An 18,240-nucleotide genomic window follows, 5' to 3' on the forward strand; every position below is an offset into this window, starting at 1 on the left:
GAGCCTCTACCGCCATGGACAATCGCCTGCTCGAAATCCTCGTCTGCCCGCTGTGCAAGGGCACGCTGCAACACGACCGCGCCAACAACGAACTGATCTGCCACGTCGACAAGCTGGCCTACCCGATCCGCGACGGCATCCCCGTCATGCTGGCTGACGAAGCCCGCCAGACCGTGGAAGGCACGCCGGTCGATCCGGCCTGATGCATCAAGGTTGATCGCCATGTCGCACGCGCCGTTCATCGCTGTCATTCCCGCGCGGCTGGCGTCCACGCGGCTGCCCAACAAACCGCTGGCCGACATTGACGGCAAGCCGATGGTCGTGCGCGTGGCTGAACGCGCGCATCAGTCGTCCGCCGCGCGCGTGGTGGTCGCCACCGACGCCGTCTCGGTCGCCGACGCCTGCATGCAGCACCACGTCGAAGCCGTACTCACGCGCGCCGACCACGCCTCCGGCACCGACCGCCTGGCCGAAGTGGCCACCGTACTGGGGCTGCCCGACGACGCCATCGTCGTCAACGTGCAAGGCGATGAACCGCTGATCGCCCCGACGCTGATCGACAACGTGGCCGCCCACCTGCGCGACCACCCGGATTGCGCCATCGCCACCGCCGCCCACCCGATCCACGACGCCGCCGACGTGTTCAACCCGAATGTCGTCAAGGTCGTACTGGATGCGGCCGAGCGTGCGCTGCTCTTCTCGCGCGCCCCACTGCCCTGGGCACGTGACGTCTGGACGCCCGCCGTACTGGCGCAACCCGCCGCCGAGCGCCCGCTGCCCGCCATGCCGGTGCTGCGCCATATCGGCATCTACGCGTATCGCGCTGGCTTCCTGCGCCGCTTCCCGCAACTGGCCGCCGCGCCACTCGAACAAACCGAGCAGCTCGAGCAATTGCGCGCCATGTGGCACGGCGAACGCATCGCCGTGCTCACCACCGATGACGCCCCGGCCGCTGGTGTCGATACGCCGGAAGACCTCGCCCGTGTGCGCGCCGCCTGGAGTGAACTGCTGGCCCAGGACGGCCCCTGAACGCATCGATTTCAAGGAACTTGCAGCCGCCACGCCGAAACCCCGGCGCTGGCATGGCATAATCGCGAGGACGACAAGTCGCATGCCAGCGCCCACGCACGGCGCCGCAGCGGCTGCAGGGAGACAAATCGAGCCTTCGGTGCCGCCGTCCGGCGAGCGCCTGTTCCATCCAGTGTCCCGGTAAGGCTGGCGTCAACTTCGCCCGCTAGGCTGCCTGTTTGCGTCAAATGCGTTGCCATGGCGTAACGGGCGCGCATCTAGGCGTTTTGGGAATCCGCCCTTCTCGGACCGATTCCCAACGCGCTTCACGCTGTCTGACAGCGCGACAGGAATTTAAAACTTGAGGAACTCGTCACCATGCGGTTGATTCTGTTGGGCGCGCCCGGCGCCGGCAAAGGTACGCAAGCCAAATTCATCTGCGAGAAATTCGGTATTCCGCAGATCTCCACCGGCGACATGCTGCGCGCCGCCGTCAAGGCCGGCACCCCGCTGGGTATCGAAGCCAAGAAAGTGATGGACGCCGGCGGCCTGGTGTCGGACGACATCATCATCGGCCTGGTGAAAGACCGCCTGCAGCAGCCTGATTGCAAGAACGGCTACCTGTTCGACGGCTTCCCGCGCACCATCCCGCAAGCGGAAGCCATGAAGGATGCCGCCGTGGCCATCGACTACGTGCTGGAAATCGACGTGCCGTTCGACGCCATCATCGAGCGCATGAGCGGCCGCCGCGTGCATGTGGCCTCGGGCCGCACGTATCACATCAAGTTCAACCCGCCCAAGACCGAAGGCGTGGACGACGAAACCGGCGAACCCCTCATCCAGCGCGACGACGACAAGGAAGAAACCGTGCGCAAGCGCCTGGCCGTGTACGAAAGCCAGACGCGTCCGCTGGTGGATTACTACTCGCAGTGGGCTGCCAACGGTAACGGCGCCGCCAAGGTTGCGCCGCCTAAGTACCGCAAGATCGTCGGTGTGGGCAACGTGGATGAAATCACCGCCCGCGCGTTCGGTGCATTGCAGGACTGAACGCACTCCGCTTTACCGACCCGCTGACAAAAACGGCGCCTCCTGATCGAGGCGCCGTTTTTTTTCGCGATCGCCAACGGCTTCGCGCTACCATATGACGTTGACGTAAACGTCAAGTAACTCGCAGACCACACACAAGGAGACACGGCATGGAGATTCGCGACCAGGTATTCATCGTCACCGGCGGGGCATCGGGACTGGGCGCCGGCACGGCACGCACGCTGGCAGAAGCCGGCGGCAAAGTGGTGATTGCGGACCTGAACGAAGCGGCGGGCACAGCGCTGGCGCAAGAGCTGGGCGGCCGCTTCGTGCGCTGCGACGTCGCATCGGAGGCCGATGGGCAGGCCGTAGTCGACGCGGCCACGTCGCTGGGCACGCTGCGCGGGCTGGTGAACTGCGCCGGCATCGCCACGGCGTCGCGCACGGTAGGCAAGACGGGGCCGCATCCGCTGGATCAGTTTGCACGCGTGATCAACGTCAATCTGGTCGGCACGTTCAACATGATCCGGTTGGCGGCGACGGCCATGGCGGGTAACACGCCCAATGCCGGCGGCGAGCGTGGCGTGATCATCAATACGGCCTCCGTGGCGGCGTTCGATGGGCAGATCGGCCAGGCGGCCTATGCGGCATCCAAGGGCGGCGTGGTGGCGATGACGCTGGCGATTGCACGTGACCTGTCGCGCGACGGCATCCGCGTGATGACAATTGCACCGGGCATCTTCGAGACGCCGATGCTGCTGGGCATGCCGCCTGAAGTGCAGGATGCGCTGGGCAAGATGGTGCCGTTCCCGCCGCGCCTTGGTAAGCCAGCGGAGTATGCGCAGCTTGCACGCGCCATCGTCGAGAACCCGATGCTCAATGGCGAGACCATCCGCCTGGACGGCGCCATCCGCATGCAGCCGAAGTAAGCAGCGCGATCAGGCGGCCATTAGGCGGTAGGCAGCGCCATCCGGCGAATCATCTGCCACGCCGCCTCGGCCGCCGGCGAGAGCGACCGGTCATGCCGGCGCGCCAGCACGATGCCGCGCGTCTCCTTGGGTGTAAGCGGCACCGACACCAGTTGCGACGACGACGGCAGCGGCAACGACAGCGCCGGCACCACGCCCGCGCCAATGCCGGCATCCACCATGCCGAACACGGCACTGCTATGCCCCATCTCTTGTGCCACATCGGGCTGCACCCCGTGGCGCAGGAAGATGCGGTCGATCAGCGGACGGCTACCCGACGCATGATCGAGCAGCACGACCGGCGTGCGGTGCAGGTCTTTCCAGCGCACGCTGCTGCGCTGGGCGAATGGATGGTCGCGACGGCAAACGAGGCAGAACGGGTCGGTCAGCAGCGGCTCCGTCCACAGGCCTTCGGTATCGAGCGGCTCCACCACCACACCGAAATCCGCCCCACCCGTGCGGATCAATTGCAGCGTGTCGACCTGCACGGAGTCACGCACGATCATGCGGATGTCCGGGTAGCGCGCCGCACATTCCGCCACGTACAGCGGCATCAAACGCGTCGACACCGTCGGGCTGGACGCCACCACCACGCGCCCGCGCCGCTGCTCGCCCACCTGGCGCGCTTGATGCAGCGTGTCATCCAGATCGGCAACCAGACGATCGAGCGCGGTTGCCAGTGAGCGCCCCACTTCCGTCAACACCACTTCGCGCGTGGTGCGGTCGAGCAGCTTCAGGCCCAACTCGCCTTCCAGCTCCGAGATGGAGCGGCTGACAGCCGGCTGCGTCAGGCCGATTGTGTCGCCCGCGCGACTGAAGCTGTGCGCACGTGCCACCGCCAGAAAGACACGCAACTGCCGCAGGGTCACATTCATGCTGAAGCCGTATGAATTGATTCGATCAATGCATTTGTATTCTAGATAGGGATGTTGTGCAATAGCGCCTATCCCCCAATCCAACCCGCGCCGTCACGCAATGGTGATGGTGCACGCACATGAAGATTCCGCTGTTGTCTCGTATTGATGGATTCATCCAGGCCATGCTGGTCATGGTTGCGCTGGCCTTGTTCTTCCCCGCCCTGGGTGCCAGCGATGGCCCGTTGCATCTGGATGTGGTCACCATCGTCGGCGTGTCGCTGGTGTTCTTCCTGCACGGCGCGGCGCTCTCGCGCGAGAAGATCGTTGAAGGCGCGCGTAACTGGCGCCTGCACCTGTTTGTGCAGAGCTGCACGTTCATCCTGTTCCCGCTGATTGGCGCGGTGATCCTGTTTGTGTGCAAGCCGTTCATCCCGGCCGAGCTGCTGCTGGGCGTGTTCTACCTGTGCGCGCTACCGTCTACCGTGTCGTCGTCCGTGGCGATGACGGCAATGGCCAAGGGCAACGTGCCGGCCGCGATCTTCAACGCCACCATCTCCGGCCTGATCGGCATGATTGCCACGCCGCTGCTGATGAGCTTCGTGATCCAGGCATCGGGCGCAGAACTGTCGGTGGGCAAAGCGCTGCTGGGCGTGGCCGAACAACTGCTGTTGCCGTTCGTGCTCGGTCAGTTGCTGCGCCCGGTGATTGGCGGACTCATCACCAAGTACAAGGCGATCATCAACAAGGTGGATCGCGTGGTGATCCTGCTGATCGTGTTCAACTCGTTTGCTGACTCGACGCACGCGGGCGTGTGGTCGAAGTATCCGTGGGAAACGATCGTGGCCGTGGCGATCATGAGCGGTGCGCTGCTGTTTGTCGTGCTGGGCGCGACGACGTGGCTCTCGCGGCGTTCAGGCTTTGGTCTGGCCGATGAAATTACCGCGGTGTTCTGCGGCTCCAAGAAAAGCCTAGCCAACGGCATTCCGATGGCGAAGATCCTGTTTGCGGGCAACCCCGCCCTCGGCCTGATCGTGCTGCCGACCATGATCTACCACCAGTTGCAGTTGATCGTATGCTCGGCACTGGCGCGCAAGTATGCGGATCGCATGGCACGCGCCGAAGCCAGCACTGGCGCGCCGGCCAGCCGTCCGGCGTAATCACAGGGTCATCAAGCCCGTCGTTTCCGGCCAGTGGTAGGTGTGCACCCAGGCATGCCCACCATCGGCCGTCTCCAGCCAATCGCGGCTGACCAGCACACCGCCCAGGGCTTCGTAGAAGCCGATTGCGGCGGTGTTCGCCTCGTACACCAGCAGATGCAGTTGCGCGACACCTTGGGCCGCAGCCCAACGGGTAGCCTCGCCCATCAGGCGCTTGCCGACACCGTGGCCACGTGCGGCAGGCAGTAGGTGGAGGTTGTCGACGAGCGCGCCCCACGGCGCGTCGTCATGCAGCAGTGCGCAAAGGAATCCGATGGTCTGGCCGTCGAGATCGGCACACCAGACGTGCTGACCGGCCACAGGTGCCGTCATGCGCGCATGCCACTTCGCCTGCATGTCGGCCTGCGCCGCGCCATCGAGGTAGGCATCCGAGAGGATGCCCTGCCCGCGATACGCGCTCTGCCAGCTCTGCGTGTGGATGCTGGCGATGGCGTCCGCATCGGCCATGCTGCCTTGGCGAAAAACAACTGCAGCCATCAGACGCCCGGGTTGTGCGACAGCGGCGGGTTCTTGGCGAAGTACGCGCGGATGCCGCGCAGGATCGCGTCGGCCAGCTGGTTCTGATGGCCCAGATCGTTGAGTTTGGCCTCTTCTTCCGGATTGGAGATGAAGGCGGTCTCAACCAGGATCGATGGAATATCCGGCGCCTTGAGCACTGCAAACCCGGCCTGCTCCACAGCCCCCTTGTGCAGGCGGTTGATGCCGCCAATCTGCTCCAGCACGGCACGGCCGACCTTCATGCTGTCGCTGATCTGCGCGGTGGTTGAGAGATCCAGCAGCACACGCGTGACCTGTGCGTCCTTCGAGCCCAGGTTGGCGCCGCCGATCATGTCCGCGGCATTCTCCTTGTTGGCGAGCCACTTGGCTTGCGCGCTGGAGGCGCCACGGTCGGACAACGCAAACACGGACGCCCCACGCGCTTCCGGCGTGACAAATGCATCGGCGTGGATGGAGACGAACAGGTCGGCCTGCACGCGTCGTGCCTTCTGCACGCGCACGCCCAACGGGACAAAGTAGTCGGAATCGCGCGTCATCATGGCGCGCATGTTGGGCTGGGCGTCGATCTTGGCCTTGAGCATGCGGGCAATCGACAGCACCACGTCTTTCTCATGCGTACCGGCAGCACCAGTGGCGCCCGGGTCTTCGCCGCCGTGGCCGGGGTCGATGGCAACGGTCAGCAGACGGCGCATGCGCGTGCCGCCTGCCGGTGCACGCGGCACGGGCTGCTCGGGCACGATCTCCAGCGGCGGCAAGGATGACGACGGTGGCGGCGCATTGGCCAGCGTCGATGGCGGCGTCGCGGGTTTCACGGGCGGCGTCTTGACCGGCGGCGTACGGCTGGCAATCGTCGGGCGCGAGTCATTGGCCGGCGGCAATGCCGGCGTGGCGGAGCCACTGCTCTCGCGGCGAGCCAATGCGGCGATCGGGTCATCGTCGTCCGCCGAAGACGATGACGGCGGCATCGGCGTGCCGCCCGAGGCGGCAAAGCGCTCCTGCTTGCTTTCGGTCGCCTGCACGAGCTGCATCAGCGGATCGGGCGGATTGGTCGGGTACAGATCGAACACCAGCCGGTTGCGATAACCGGCAATCGGCAGCAGCGTAAAGACCTGCGGGTTGACGCTCTCCTTCAGGTCAAACACCAGGCGCACCACGCTGGGCCGGTTCTGGCCCACGCGCACCTGGCGGATGTACGGATCGTTCGGCGTGATCTTGGCGACCAGTTCGCGCAGGGTCGGATTCAGGTCCAGCCCCTCGACGTCGACCATCAGGCGATCCGGATCCTTGATGAGCTGGTGCGTGGCCTTGAGCGCGACGTCGGATTCGATGGTCACGCGCGTGTAGTCCTCCGCCGGCCACACGCGCACCGCCACGATGTTGGCGCCACGTGCGATCTGCGTGCCGGCCAGGCTGAGGATGACGGTCCCCGCACCGGCCTTGGCGATGCGTGTGAGCCATTGCCTGCGGGCCTGGCTCGGCAGGGTGGGATCGTCCGGTTGATCGGTCGGCAGATGCTTGATCAGCATGGGGGCAGAGGTTGCAACGACTGTAGGAGTTGAAGGCCGGTCTGCGTGCGAGCACTCAGACGGGCCAGGCGCGGTGCATGTTCAACGCCGTCATCGTAGGTTTCGTGCACAACATCGACGGCCAAAGCGACATGCAGGTCGGGCGTACCGAGCAGCGCCTGTGCCTTCTCGGGCCATTCGACCAGGCACAGTGCGGGTTCGGCAAAGCAATCGCGAAAGCCGGCGTCGGTCCATTCTTCCGGGTCGGCGAAGCGGTACAGGTCGAAGTGATAGACCTTCTGCGTGCCGGTGGTTCCTGCAACATCGTATGGCTCGACCAGCGTATAGGTGGGGCTGCGCACGCGCCCGGTGTGTCCCAGGCCACGCAAAATGGCCCGCGAAAGCGTGGTCTTGCCCGCGCCCAGATCCCCCGAGAGCTGCACCTGCACGGGCCGCGGACCCAGCGCCAGCACGGCCTGAGCGAGCGCCGCCCCGAAGGCCGACGTGGCCGCCTCGTCGACGAGCGGCACGGTGCGCTCGGCAAGCGGTGAGTTCAGACCAGCGGGAGTATCAACAGGGGGCACAGTAGGCATTGCGTACAATTTAGGCATGTCCGCGACCCCCACGCCAGCGCCCAAAGCAGCGCTCGAAACGAACCTCGATACGCGCCTGCCTACCGATGCGGCAGATGTCGCTGCGCTGGTTGCGCAGATCCGCACCTGGGGCGCTGAGCTCGGCTTCGATGCCATCCGCATCGCCAGCGTCGACCTATCGCACGCTGAAGAAGGGCTCCAGACGTGGCTTGCGCAGGGGTTTCACGGTGACATGGATTATATGGCGAACCATGGATTGCTCCGTGCACGTCCCGCCGAACTTGTTGCCGGAACGGTACGCGCCGTGGTCGCACGGATGCCGTATCTGCCACATGACACCCATGCGCACCCGGATCAGCAAGTAGCAGGCAGCGACTGGCGCACCATCGAATGGGACCGCATGCGCCGCCCCCAAGACGCCACCATCTCGCTCTACGCACGCGGCCGGGACTACCACAAGGTGCTGCGCCAGCGCCTGCAGAAGCTCGCCGAGAAGATTGCCGGCGCGGTCGGGCCGTATGGCTTTCGTGTGTTCACGGATTCCGCACCGGTGCTCGAAGTGGCGCTGGCCAGCAACGGCGGCCTGGGCTGGCGCGGCAAGCACACGCTGCTGCTCGATCGCGATGCCGGCTCGATGTTCTTCCTCGGCGAGATCCTGATCGACTTGCCGCTGCCGATCGACCCACCGGTCGAGCCCCACTGCGGCAACTGCACGCGCTGCATTGACGTCTGCCCCACGCAGGCGATCGTTGCCCCATACACGGTGGACGCCCGCCGCTGCATCTCGTACCTGACCATCGAGCACAAGGGCAGCATCCCCGTCGAGCTGCGCGAGGCGATGGGCAACCGCGTCTACGGCTGCGACGATTGCCAGCTCATCTGCCCGTGGAACAAGTTTGCGGTGCCGGCCAACCTGCCCGATTTTGACGTGCGCAATGGATTGGATGCGGCAACGCTGGTCGACCTGTTCGGTTGGACGGAAAGCGAATTCAACCAGCGCCTAGAAGGCAGCCCGATCCGGCGCATCGGCCATGAGCGCTGGCTGCGCAACATTGCGGTGGCGCTGGGCAACGCGCTGCGTGGGCCGTTGCCGGAGGCATCGCGTGCGCAATTGCGGGCTGCGTTGCACGCGCGGGCTGATCACCCCTCGGAACTCGTACGCGAGCACGTCGTCTGGGCACTGGCAGTCTGACGGCAATTCAAACTCCGGCGCTTTAATCCCCTATTGGAATCAGGGGCGGATATTGTTTTAAAAACAAGACAATTCACATCTAGCACAAATAGAAGAAACCGTGGTTAACGCCAGATGAAGCCGGGCCTTATATCTAGCGGCAAGCAAACGGTTGCGAATCAGGGCAGACACCAATGGTTTTGAAATAGAAAATTGCAAAAATAGAGCCTCACAAAAAACCGCGTGTTTTCGATGTTCTCCGCCCTGTTTTTCCTCCGCCGCGCATTGCGTTTTGAAGTGCGTGTCCGTGCATCCAATCGCATGTCCATGGTTCGACGTGCATGGCGCCACGGCATTGCAGGCACCGCACTGCTGGCCGCCTGCACGCTGCCGGCCTGGGCGACGGTGGACATCGAGGGCGTGCACTTTGACGACGCTGCACGCCTGGCCGGCCGCGAGCTGCCGCTCAACGGCACGGGGCTGCGCTCGGTGTTCGTCATCAAGGGCTATGTGGCGGGCCTGTATCTGCCCGAGCGCGCCAAGAACGCGGCGCTGATCCTGGCCATGAAGGGGCCGAAGCGGCTGCAGATCCACCCGCTGCGTGATGTGGGAGCCGACACCTTCATCCGCGCACTGAATGACGGCATCCACCACAACCAGACCGAGATTCAACTGCAGCGGCTGTCCGATCGCCTGACGCAGCTGGAAGACGCCATGCGCCAGATCGGCTCCACCCGTCGTGGCGACACCATCAACTTCGACTACACGCCCGACGCGGGCACCACGGTCAGCATCAACGGTGTGGCGCGCGGCAAGCCCATCCCCGGCGAAGATTTCTACCAGGCCGTGCTCAGCATCTTCATCGGCAACAACCCGGTCGACCGGGATCTGAAAAGCGGGCTGCTCGGAAGCTGACGATTCCGCGCCGCGTTGCGTCACCTAGCGACGTGCTAGATTCGCGGGATCGCTTTTCCGCGCCGGACTCCGTCATGCCATCCCCTTTCGATGCCGTTCTCGCAGCGCCCTTCGGCAAGCTGGGCGTGCGTGTGGCCGACGGCTCTCTGCGTGAACTCACCTATCTGCCGGAGAGCACGCCCACGGTCGACTCCAGCCATGCGCTGATCCGCAAACTGGCGCGCCAGCTCGACGCGTACTACGGCAACCCCAACGCCGCCTTCGATGTGCCGCTTGCGCCTGCCGGCACGGATTTCCAGCGCCGCGTGTGGAACGCCATCAGCGCGATCCCCTGCGGCAGCGTGATCACCTACGGCACCATCGCCAAGCAGATCGGCAGCGTGCCGCGCGCGGTGGGCCAGGCATGCGGCGACAACTGGTTCCCGATCCTGATCCCATGCCACCGCGTGGTGAGCGCGTCGGGCATCGGCGGGTTCTCGCACCACACGGATGGCTACCTGCTGAACATCAAGCACTGGCTGCTGCGCCATGAAGGCGTGATGCTGATATGAGAAAAGCTGCACCAAAAGACGCCGAAACCACGGCCCTGCCCCCGCAGAGTGCCGATGCCATCCAACGTTTCTGCGATGCGCTCTGGCTGGAAGACGGCCTCGCGCGCAACACGCTCGATGCGTACCGGCGCGACCTGACGCTTTACGCGCACTGGCTGGCCGAGCGCAGCAAATCCATCGCCGAAACCGAAGACGGCGACCTGGCCGACTACTTTGCCGCACGCCATGCCGAGAGCCGCGCCTCCACGGCCAACCGACGTCGCACGGTGTTCAAGCGGTTCTTCGTATGGGCATTGCGCGAGCACGTGGTGACCACCGATCCATCGCGCCTGCTGCCAACGGCCAAGCAACCGCCGCGCTATCCGAAGACGCTGTCCGAAGCACAGGTTGAGGCGCTCATCAATGCGCCCGATGTCGACACGCCGCTCGGCCTGCGTGACCGCGCCATGATCGAGCTGATGTATGCGAGCGGCCTGCGCGTGTCGGAAATCGTCGCGTTGAAGACGGTGGAAGTCGGCCTGAACGAAGGGGTGGTGCGCGTGATCGGCGGCAAAGGCGGCAAGGACCGGCTGGTGCCGTTTGGTGCCGAGGCCGGCGACTGGCTGCGGCGCTATCTGCGTGATGGCCGTACAACACTCCTCGGTGAGCGGACTGCCGATGCGCTGTTCGTCACCGCACGTGGCGAAGGCATGACGCGCCAGGCGTTCTGGCACATCATCAAGCGCTATGCGTTGCGCGCGGACATTCACGCACCACTCTCCCCGCACACGCTGCGCCACGCGTTCGCCACGCACCTGCTCAACCACGGTGCGGATCTGCGCGTGGTGCAGATGCTGCTCGGCCACGCAGATATTTCCACCACGCAGATCTACACCCACGTCGCGCGCGAGCGGCTGCGCACGCTGCACGCGCAACACCATCCACGCGGATAGTTTCTCGACCCTGATGAGCAAGTCCAAACACGTTTCCGAAACGCCCGCCACGCAGTTCCTCAAGGCACACGGCGTCGCCTTTACCGAACACACCTACGACTATGTCGACAAGGGCGGCACGACTGAATCGTCGCGCCAGCTTGGCGTGGATGAGCACGCCGTCGTCAAGACGCTGGTAATGGAAGACGAGCACGCCAAGCCGCTGATCGTGCTGATGCATGGCGATTGCTCGGTCTCCACCAAGAACCTCGCGCGCCAGACCGGGCGCAAGAGCGTGCAGCCGTGCAAGCCCGAGGTGGCGCAGCGACATAGCGGTTACCTCGTCGGCGGTACGTCGCCGTTTGGCGTGCGCAAGGCGATGCCGGTGTATGTGGAAGCGAGCGTGCTGGAGCTGGAGCGCATCTATATCAACGGCGGGCGGCGCGGCTTTCTGGTGAGCATCGCGCCCGGCGTGCTGACCACGGTGCTGAACGCGCAGCCCGTCAACTGTGCAAACCCCGATTGAAACGAACGCGGTGGCTGGGGCACGCTTGCGGCCACGCTACAATCCCGCAGCCTGATTTCTCAGAACCCTTATGTCCCCAGTCGTCGCAACCGTCCTTTTTGCCGTAGCCGCCTACCTGATCGGCTCCGTCTCGTTTGCCGTGGTAGTGAGCCGCGTCATGGGCTTGGCCGACCCGCGCACCTACGGCTCGGGCAACCCCGGCGCCACCAACGTGCTGCGCTCGGGCAACAAGAAGGCGGCCATCCTCACGTTGCTGGGCGATGCGGCCAAGGGCTGGCTGGCGGTGTGGCTCGCGCTACTGCTGGCACCGCGCTTTGGCGTCGATGAGGTTGGCATTGCGCTGGTCGTAATCGCCGTGTTCCTGGGCCACCTGTATCCGGTGTTCCACCGCTTTGCCGGCGGCAAGGGCGTGGCCACTGCGGCCGGCATCCTGCTGGCGATCAACGTGTGGCTGGGGCTGGCGACGCTGGCCACCTGGCTCATCATCGCGGTTTTCTTCCGCTATTCGTCGCTGGCGGCGCTGGTGTCGGCCGTGTTCGCGCCGTTTTTCTATGTGCTGATGTTCGGCTTCGACTGGATTGCCGGTGCGGTTGCGCTGATGGCCGTACTGCTGATCGCGCGCCACCGCGCCAATATCGCCAAGCTGCTCGCCGGCAAGGAAAGCCGCATCGGCGAGAAAAAGAAAGCCGCCTAGTTGCGCAACTCGGCGCGCACCGAATGCGCGCGCCGATGTTCTCCTGGCGGCCGCCCCGTGTGCCGCCGGATCAACCGCCGGAAGGCGGACATATCCTGATAGCCGCACTGCTCGGCAATCGTTGTCAGGCTCAGCGTGCTGACTTCCAACAGGTGACACGCGCGCTCTACGCGCAGCCGGTGCAGCAATTGCAGCGGCGACGTCCCCACGGTTTTCGTGAAATGCCGCAACAGCGTCCGCTCGCTGGTGGAGGCGGCGTCCGCGAGTTTTCCCAAGTCAAACGGTTCATGCAGATGCTGCTGCAGGTAGCGCCGCGCACGCAGCACCACGCTGTCGCGGATGGCCGGCTTGCTGCGCAGCCAGATGCCGATGGCCTCCCCACGTGACGGCTGATCGAGCACCGTATTGCCCAGCGTGCGCGCAAGCCGCGCATCGGCCAGCCGCCCGAGCACGCGGTGCATGAGCGCAACGCCGTGCTCCATCGCCCGTGCGGTGACCACATTGCCGCTGCTCACGATCGCCTGCGCCGGCACCACCTTCAAATGGGGGAAATTGCCCTGCACCCAACCGGCAATCAGCCATGTCACCGTCAGCCGTTGGCCGGCGGGCAGCACATCGGCCAGCATTGCGACGCCCGTAAAAGGCGAGGCGACAAGACGCCCCGCCTGCAGATATCGGCGGATCGTGGCGCGCTCCACTTCCAGTAGCGCCAGACGCTGCTCCAGCGTGCCGATATGGTCGAAATGCACGGGCGGCACAATCAGCGCATCACCGAGCTCCGCGTCGTCTTCCGGCAACGCGTCACAGCGGCAGGCTAGCGTCTTCGCAGCTGCCTGCCAGCGTGCCCGATCCCGCGCGACGAGGCGCCAGCCAAACACCGGGGCCTTGGCGGCATTGGCGCGCTTGCCGGCCTGCATCGACGCCAGCGCATTGGCCACGCCGAGCGTGTCGGCAGCCGTTGACAGGGTGGAAAAACCAGCGTCGGGAAAGGTCAACAGATCGATATTGGGCATGCCGAAGTATAGGCGTGGTCAGCCATCTACGTGGCGGGATTAACCCCATCTTTGGCGGGAATACCTCTTTCGGATCAGACCTGTCCGATTGAGGATGCGACGGTGGTTGCGCACAGACACAGCCGCCCATAACGACACCGACATCAGGAGACAACGCACGATGCACCGATTCATGCAGGAATCCGCACTGCGCAGCACGTTGGCCATGGCCGCCCTTGCGGCGCTGGCCGGCTGCGCAAGCACCGCCGACAGCGGCTGGGCCACGCCCTCGGACACCGGCTTCTCGGCCGAGATCAGCCGCACCCGCTTCGGCATTCCGCACGTGCGCGCCAATGATTACGCGAGCCTTGGCTTCGGCATGGCCTACGCCTATGCGCAGGACAACGTCTGCCTGCTGGCCGATCAGGTCGTCACCGTCAACGGCGAGCGCTCGAAGACCTTTGGGCCGGACGGCACCGTCACCGTATCGTTCAAGCCGATTCCGAACACGCAATCCGATGCTTTCTTCAAGGGCGCCTTCGACGAAGCCGGCCTGCGCGCGGGCTATGCGCAGATGTCGCCCGAAGCGCGCGAACTGCTGCGCGGCTACCTCGCCGGCTACAACCGCTATCTGAAAGACACGCCGGCCGCCGACCGCCCCGCCGCCTGCCGCAACGCCGCCTGGGTGCGCCCGCTCACACTGGCCGACATGATGCGCATGGGCGAAGAGAAGTCCATTCAAGCCAGCGCGGGCGCCATGCTGCAGGGCATCGTGGCAGCGCAACCGCCAGGCGGTGCACCGGCGTCTGCCGTCATTCCGCCGCATGCCGTCGACACCGCCGCGCTCGACCGCGACCTGCAATTGCGCGACATGCCGATCGGCTCGAACGGCTGGGCCTTCGGCAAGGCCGCCACCGACAACGGCCGCGGCGTGCTGCTCGGCAACCCGCACTTCCCGTGGACGACCACCAACCGCTTCTACCAGGTGCACCTGACGGTGCCCGGCAAGCTGGACGTGATGGGCGCATCGATTGCCGCCTTCCCCGTCGTCAGCATCGGCTTCAACAAGGACGTGGCGTGGACGCACACTGTCTCCACCGGCCGCCGCTTCACGCTGTTCGAACTCAAGCTGGCCGAGGGCGACCCGACCACGTACCTGATCGACGGCAAGCCGCACAAGATGACCACGCGCACCGTGGCGTTTGACGTGAAGCTGCCCGACGGTCGCATCGAGCGCCGCACGCACACCTTCTACGACACCGTGTACGGCCCGGTCCTGTCGATGCCTGCCGGCGGCATGCCGTGGACCTCGCAGAAGGCCTACACGCTGCGCGACGCCAACCGCAATAACACACGCTCGATCGACACGTGGCTGCACATCGCGCAGGCGAAGGACGTGGCGGGCATCCGCCAAGCCATCGGCAACCTCGGCATCCCCTGGGTCAACACGATTGCCACCGACCGCAATGGCCGCGCGCTGTTTGCCGATGTGTCGACTACGCCGGATGTTTCCGCCGATGCGCTCAAGCGCTGCGCGCCGTCGCCGCTGGCTGACAAGCTGTTCAAAGGCGTGGGGCTGGTGCTGCTCGACGGCTCGCGCAGCGCGTGCGACTGGCAGGTTGATCCGGCATCGCCCGTGCCGGGGCTGGTGGCGCCTGCGCGCATGCCGGTGCTGGAGCGCGATGACTACGTCGCCAACAGCAACGACAGTTCGTGGCTGACCAACCCGGCGCAGAAGCTGACCGGCTTCTCACCCGTGATGGGCTCGACCGACGTGCCGCAGCGCCTGCGCACCCGCATCGGCATCATCGAGATCGAACGCCGCCTGAATGGCACCGATGGCCTGCCCGGCAACAAGGTCAACCTGCCGAACCTGCAGGCGATGATCTTCCGCGATGCCAACCTCGCCGGCCACCTCGTGCGCGACGATCTGCTGGCCGCGTGCAAGGCCGGTAGTGGCAACTTCGATGCCGATGTGCGCGACGGTTGCGCTGCCCTCGCGCAATGGAACCTCACGAGCAATGCCGACGCCCGCGCCGGCCACCTCTTCCGCGAGTTCTGGATGCGCGCCAAGGACATCCCGCACGTCTACGCGGTCGACTTCAATCCGGCCGACCCGATCTACACGCCGCGCGGCCTGCGCGTGAGCGATGCCACCGTACGCACGGCTGTGTTCAAGGCGCTCAAGGACGCTGTGGGCGCAGTGCGCACCGCGGGCTTTGCGCTGGATGCCCCGCTGGGCACCGTGCAGGCAGCCCACGCACCGGGCGGCGATATCGCCCTGCACGGCGGCGAGGAGTACGAAGGCGTGCTCAACAAGCTGCAAAGCACGCCGATCGGACCAAAGGGGCTGCAGGTGTATTTCGGCACCAGCTACATCCAGACCGTCACGTTCGACGACCAGGGGCCGGTGGCCGATGCGCTGCTCACCTATGGCGAGTCGAGTGACCCGGCTTCGCCGCATGCGTTTGACCAGATGCGTGAGTTCTCGGCCAAGCGCTGGAATCGGCTGCCGTTCTCGGAGGCCTCCATTGCAGCGGACCCTGCGCTGAAGGTGACCAAGCTGTCGCAGTAACGCAGCGCGTGCGTCGTCCCCGTGCAACGCGGGGACGCGTCCTTTTGCCGCGCATCAGGACGATTCCGCCTGCCTGAACCACTCTTGCCAGTTGTTCACAGAAGGCGCCGCGCATTTCCGGTATCACCCGAGCTGGCCCGCGTTCATCGCGGGCCGTTTCTTTTGGTGCATTCGGCGCACAACAACCCATTGAGAGAGACACCCAGCCATGGCCACTCGCATAGAACACGACCTGCTCGGCGACCGCGACATCCCCAACGACAAGTACTACGGCGTCCACACGCTGCGCGCGCTGGAGAACTTTCCGATTACCGGCACGCCCATTTCGGTCTATCCGCAATTGATCAACGCGCTGGCCAGCGTCAAGGCTGCTGCAGCACTCGCCAATCACGAACTCGGTCTATTGGACAAGACGCGCGCAGACGCCATCGTCGCCGCATGCAAGCAGGTACAGGCCGGCGTCGCGCACGAGCACTTTGTCGTCGACGTCATCCAGGGCGGTGCCGGCACCTCCACCAACATGAACGCCAACGAGGTCATTGCCAACCTCGCGCTCGAACAGCTCGGCCACGCACGCGGCGCGTATGAGCACCTGCACCCCAACGAGCACGTGAACATGAGCCAAAGCACCAACGACGACTATCCGACGGCGCTGCACATCGCCACGCACGATCTCGTGCTGGAACTGGTGGAAGCGATGAGCGTGCTGCGTGCGTCGTTCGAGCGCAAGGCCAACGAATTCCGCAGCGTGCTGAAGATGGGCCGCACGCAACTGCAAGACGCCGTGCCGATGACGCTGGGCCAGGAGTTCGGCAGCTACGCAGTCGGCTTGGCCGAAGATCAGGCGCGGTTGCTCGAAGCGCTGTCGACCATCCGCGAAATCAACCTAGGCGCCACGGCCATCGGCACCGGCATCAACACGCACCCGGATTACGCAGAGGCCGCGCGCAAGCATCTGGCGCAGATCACCGGCATCCCGCTGATCACTGCGCAGGATCTGGTGGCGGCAACGCCTGACGTGGGCGCGTTCATGCACATCTCTGGCGTGCTCAAGCGCATGGCGGCCAAGCTGTCGAAAACGTGCAACGACTTGCGCCTGCTCTCCAGCGGCCCGCGCGCCGGTATGGGCGAGATCAACCTGCCGCCCATGCAGGCCGGCTCCAGCATCATGCCGGGCAAGGTGAATCCGGTGATTCCGGAAGTGGTCAACCAGATCGCCTACGAGGTGATCGGCAACGATGTCACCATCACCTTTGCCGCCGAGGCTGGGCAGCTTCAGCTCAACGCCTTCGAGCCCGTCATTGCGCACAGCCTGTTCAAGAGCCTGGTGCATCTGCGCAATGGCTGCCTGACGCTGGCCGACAAGTGCGTCAACGGCATCACCGCCAACGTCGACCACCTGCGCGACAACGTGGAGCGCTCGATCGGCATCGTCACGGCGCTGAACCCGCACATCGGCTACACCAACGCCACGGCCATCGCGCAGGAAGCATTGGTGAGCGGCGCCAGCGTGTATCAGCTCGTGCTGGACAAGCGCCTGCTCAGTCAGGAAGCGCTGGATGAGATTCTGCAGCCCGAGATGCTGACGCAGCCGCGCGCGGTGGCGGCAGGTTAACCCGCGTAGCAAACAAAAACGCCCCGGACATTCGGGGCGTTTTGCTGGAAGCGACTCAGATCAGTCGCGGAAGTTGTTGAAATCCAGCGGGGTATCGCTCACGTCCTTGCGCAGCATGGCGATCACGCTTTGCAGGTCATCGCGCTTGGCGCCGGTCACGCGCACCGCGTCGCCCTGGATGCTGGCCTGGACCTTGATCTTGCTGTCCTTGATCGTTTTGACGATCTTCTTGGCCAGGTCGCCCGACACGCCCTTCTTGATCTTGACGACCTGCTTCATCTTGTCGCCGCCGATCTTCTGCTTGTCCTGGTAGTCCAGGAAGCGTACGTCGACGTTGCGCTTGGCGAGCTTGTTCATCAGCACGTCGTTGACCTGGCCGATCTTGAAATCGTCATCGGCAAACAACGTCAGCTCTTGCTCCTTGTGCTCGACGCGCGAGTCCGACCCCTTGAAGTCGAATCGCGTCGAAATCTCTTTGTTGGCCTGTTCCACGGCGTTCTTCACTTCCACCATGTTGGCTTCGCATACCACGTCAAACGACGGCATCGTATTCTCCTTGCAGACTTGAATTCGGTTTCCTGCGGCGGCAATCATTCGGGGCCGCCCGTGCCATGGCTC

At 64.9% G+C, this 18,240-nt stretch carries 19 protein-coding genes; 13 read left to right on the plus strand and 6 right to left on the minus strand.

Annotation, left to right across the window (positions count from 1 at the left end):
• The first annotated feature begins 14 nt into the window (after window positions 1-14).
• The 4 genes from V6657_RS13105 (at window position 15) to V6657_RS13120 (ending at window position 2,963) form a co-directional block, all read left to right on the plus strand.
• Complete coding sequence (locus tag V6657_RS13105) at window positions 15-203, plus strand: Trm112 family protein (RefSeq protein ID WP_004631803.1); 189 nt, start codon at window positions 15-17, stop codon at window positions 201-203.
• Between the two features lie 19 nt (window positions 204-222).
• Window positions 223-1,029, plus strand: a complete 807-nt coding sequence (gene kdsB, locus V6657_RS13110) for a 3-deoxy-manno-octulosonate cytidylyltransferase (RefSeq protein WP_048935052.1) — start codon at window positions 223-225, stop codon at window positions 1,027-1,029.
• A gap of 357 nt (window positions 1,030-1,386) precedes the next feature.
• On the plus strand, window positions 1,387-2,055 hold the full coding sequence (gene adk, locus V6657_RS13115) for an adenylate kinase (protein ID WP_048934981.1): 669 nt from the start codon (window positions 1,387-1,389) through the stop codon (window positions 2,053-2,055).
• A 149-nt stretch (window positions 2,056-2,204) separates the two neighbouring features.
• The gene (locus V6657_RS13120) at window positions 2,205-2,963 is read left to right on the plus strand and encodes a 3-hydroxyacyl-CoA dehydrogenase (RefSeq protein ID WP_048934982.1); all 759 of its coding nucleotides are present in this window, start codon (window positions 2,205-2,207) and stop codon (window positions 2,961-2,963) included.
• 20 nt (window positions 2,964-2,983) lie between these two features.
• Here the strand turns inward: V6657_RS13120 and V6657_RS13125 are convergent, their stop codons facing one another.
• A complete protein-coding gene (locus V6657_RS13125; RefSeq protein WP_048934983.1) occupies window positions 2,984-3,877 on the minus strand; it encodes a LysR family transcriptional regulator in 894 nt (297 codons plus the stop codon).
• Between the two features lie 119 nt (window positions 3,878-3,996).
• On the opposite strand from V6657_RS13125, the gene V6657_RS13130 reads away from it, so the two are divergent.
• Window positions 3,997-5,016, plus strand: coding sequence for a bile acid:sodium symporter family protein (locus V6657_RS13130; protein WP_048934984.1), 1,020 nt, complete (start codon window positions 3,997-3,999; stop codon window positions 5,014-5,016).
• Here the strand turns inward: V6657_RS13130 and V6657_RS13135 are convergent, their stop codons facing one another.
• The 3 genes from V6657_RS13135 to tsaE are packed head-to-tail and all read right to left on the minus strand — an operon-like array spanning window position 5,017 to window position 7,672.
• Window positions 5,017-5,553 carry a GNAT family N-acetyltransferase gene (locus V6657_RS13135; RefSeq protein ID WP_048934985.1) on the minus strand — a complete coding sequence of 179 codons (537 nt, stop codon included), beginning with the start codon at window positions 5,551-5,553 and terminating at the stop codon, window positions 5,017-5,019.
• Window positions 5,553-7,100, minus strand: a complete 1,548-nt coding sequence (locus V6657_RS13140; protein ID WP_048934986.1) for an N-acetylmuramoyl-L-alanine amidase — start codon at window positions 7,098-7,100, stop codon at window positions 5,553-5,555. The genes V6657_RS13135 and V6657_RS13140 overlap by 1 nt, the downstream gene beginning before the upstream one ends.
• A complete protein-coding gene (gene tsaE / locus V6657_RS13145) occupies window positions 7,094-7,672 on the minus strand; it encodes a tRNA (adenosine(37)-N6)-threonylcarbamoyltransferase complex ATPase subunit type 1 TsaE (protein WP_048934987.1) in 579 nt (192 codons plus the stop codon). The genes V6657_RS13140 and tsaE overlap by 7 nt, the downstream gene beginning before the upstream one ends.
• A gap of 16 nt (window positions 7,673-7,688) precedes the next feature.
• On the opposite strand from tsaE, the gene queG reads away from it, so the two are divergent.
• The 6 genes from queG (at window position 7,689) to plsY (ending at window position 12,440) form a co-directional block, all read left to right on the plus strand.
• Window positions 7,689-8,864 carry a tRNA epoxyqueuosine(34) reductase QueG gene (gene queG, locus V6657_RS13150; protein ID WP_048934988.1) on the plus strand — a complete coding sequence of 392 codons (1,176 nt, stop codon included), beginning with the start codon at window positions 7,689-7,691 and terminating at the stop codon, window positions 8,862-8,864.
• A gap of 231 nt (window positions 8,865-9,095) precedes the next feature.
• The gene (locus tag V6657_RS13155; RefSeq protein WP_048934989.1) at window positions 9,096-9,758 is read left to right on the plus strand and encodes a chalcone isomerase family protein; all 663 of its coding nucleotides are present in this window, start codon (window positions 9,096-9,098) and stop codon (window positions 9,756-9,758) included.
• 74 nt (window positions 9,759-9,832) lie between these two features.
• Window positions 9,833-10,309: a methylated-DNA--[protein]-cysteine S-methyltransferase gene (locus V6657_RS13160; RefSeq protein ID WP_048934990.1), complete on the plus strand. Its 477-nt coding sequence runs from the start codon at window positions 9,833-9,835 to the stop codon at window positions 10,307-10,309.
• A complete protein-coding gene (gene xerD / locus V6657_RS13165) occupies window positions 10,306-11,241 on the plus strand; it encodes a site-specific tyrosine recombinase XerD (protein ID WP_048934991.1) in 936 nt (311 codons plus the stop codon). Before V6657_RS13160 ends, xerD begins: the two co-directional genes overlap by 4 nt.
• Window positions 11,242-11,254: 13 nt before the next feature.
• Entirely contained in the window at window positions 11,255-11,746 is a 492-nt protein-coding gene (gene ybaK / locus V6657_RS13170; RefSeq protein WP_048934992.1) for a Cys-tRNA(Pro) deacylase, read from the plus strand.
• Between the two features lie 70 nt (window positions 11,747-11,816).
• Window positions 11,817-12,440, plus strand: a complete 624-nt coding sequence (gene plsY / locus V6657_RS13175) for a glycerol-3-phosphate 1-O-acyltransferase PlsY (RefSeq protein ID WP_048934993.1) — start codon at window positions 11,817-11,819, stop codon at window positions 12,438-12,440.
• Here plsY and V6657_RS13180 read toward each other — a convergent pair.
• A complete protein-coding gene (locus V6657_RS13180; protein ID WP_048934994.1) occupies window positions 12,437-13,453 on the minus strand; it encodes a helix-turn-helix domain-containing protein in 1,017 nt (338 codons plus the stop codon). The genes plsY and V6657_RS13180 overlap by 4 nt on opposite strands.
• 160 nt (window positions 13,454-13,613) lie before the next feature.
• On the opposite strand from V6657_RS13180, the gene V6657_RS13185 reads away from it, so the two are divergent.
• Both V6657_RS13185 and aspA read left to right on the plus strand, forming a co-directional pair.
• Complete coding sequence (locus V6657_RS13185) at window positions 13,614-16,007, plus strand: acylase (protein ID WP_048934995.1); 2,394 nt, start codon at window positions 13,614-13,616, stop codon at window positions 16,005-16,007.
• 208 nt (window positions 16,008-16,215) lie between these two features.
• Window positions 16,216-17,622 (plus strand): aspartate ammonia-lyase, encoded by a 1,407-nt coding sequence (gene aspA, locus V6657_RS13190; protein ID WP_048934996.1) that lies wholly within the window; start codon window positions 16,216-16,218, stop codon window positions 17,620-17,622.
• Window positions 17,623-17,682: 60 nt separating this feature from the next.
• Here aspA and V6657_RS13195 read toward each other — a convergent pair whose 3' ends face one another.
• On the minus strand, window positions 17,683-18,168 hold the full coding sequence (locus V6657_RS13195) for a YajQ family cyclic di-GMP-binding protein (protein WP_009241389.1): 486 nt from the start codon (window positions 18,166-18,168) through the stop codon (window positions 17,683-17,685).
• Window positions 18,169-18,240 lie beyond the last annotated feature (72 nt).

The organism is Ralstonia sp. RRA, from assembly GCF_037023145.1.
GTDB lineage: Bacteria > Pseudomonadota > Gammaproteobacteria > Burkholderiales > Burkholderiaceae > Ralstonia.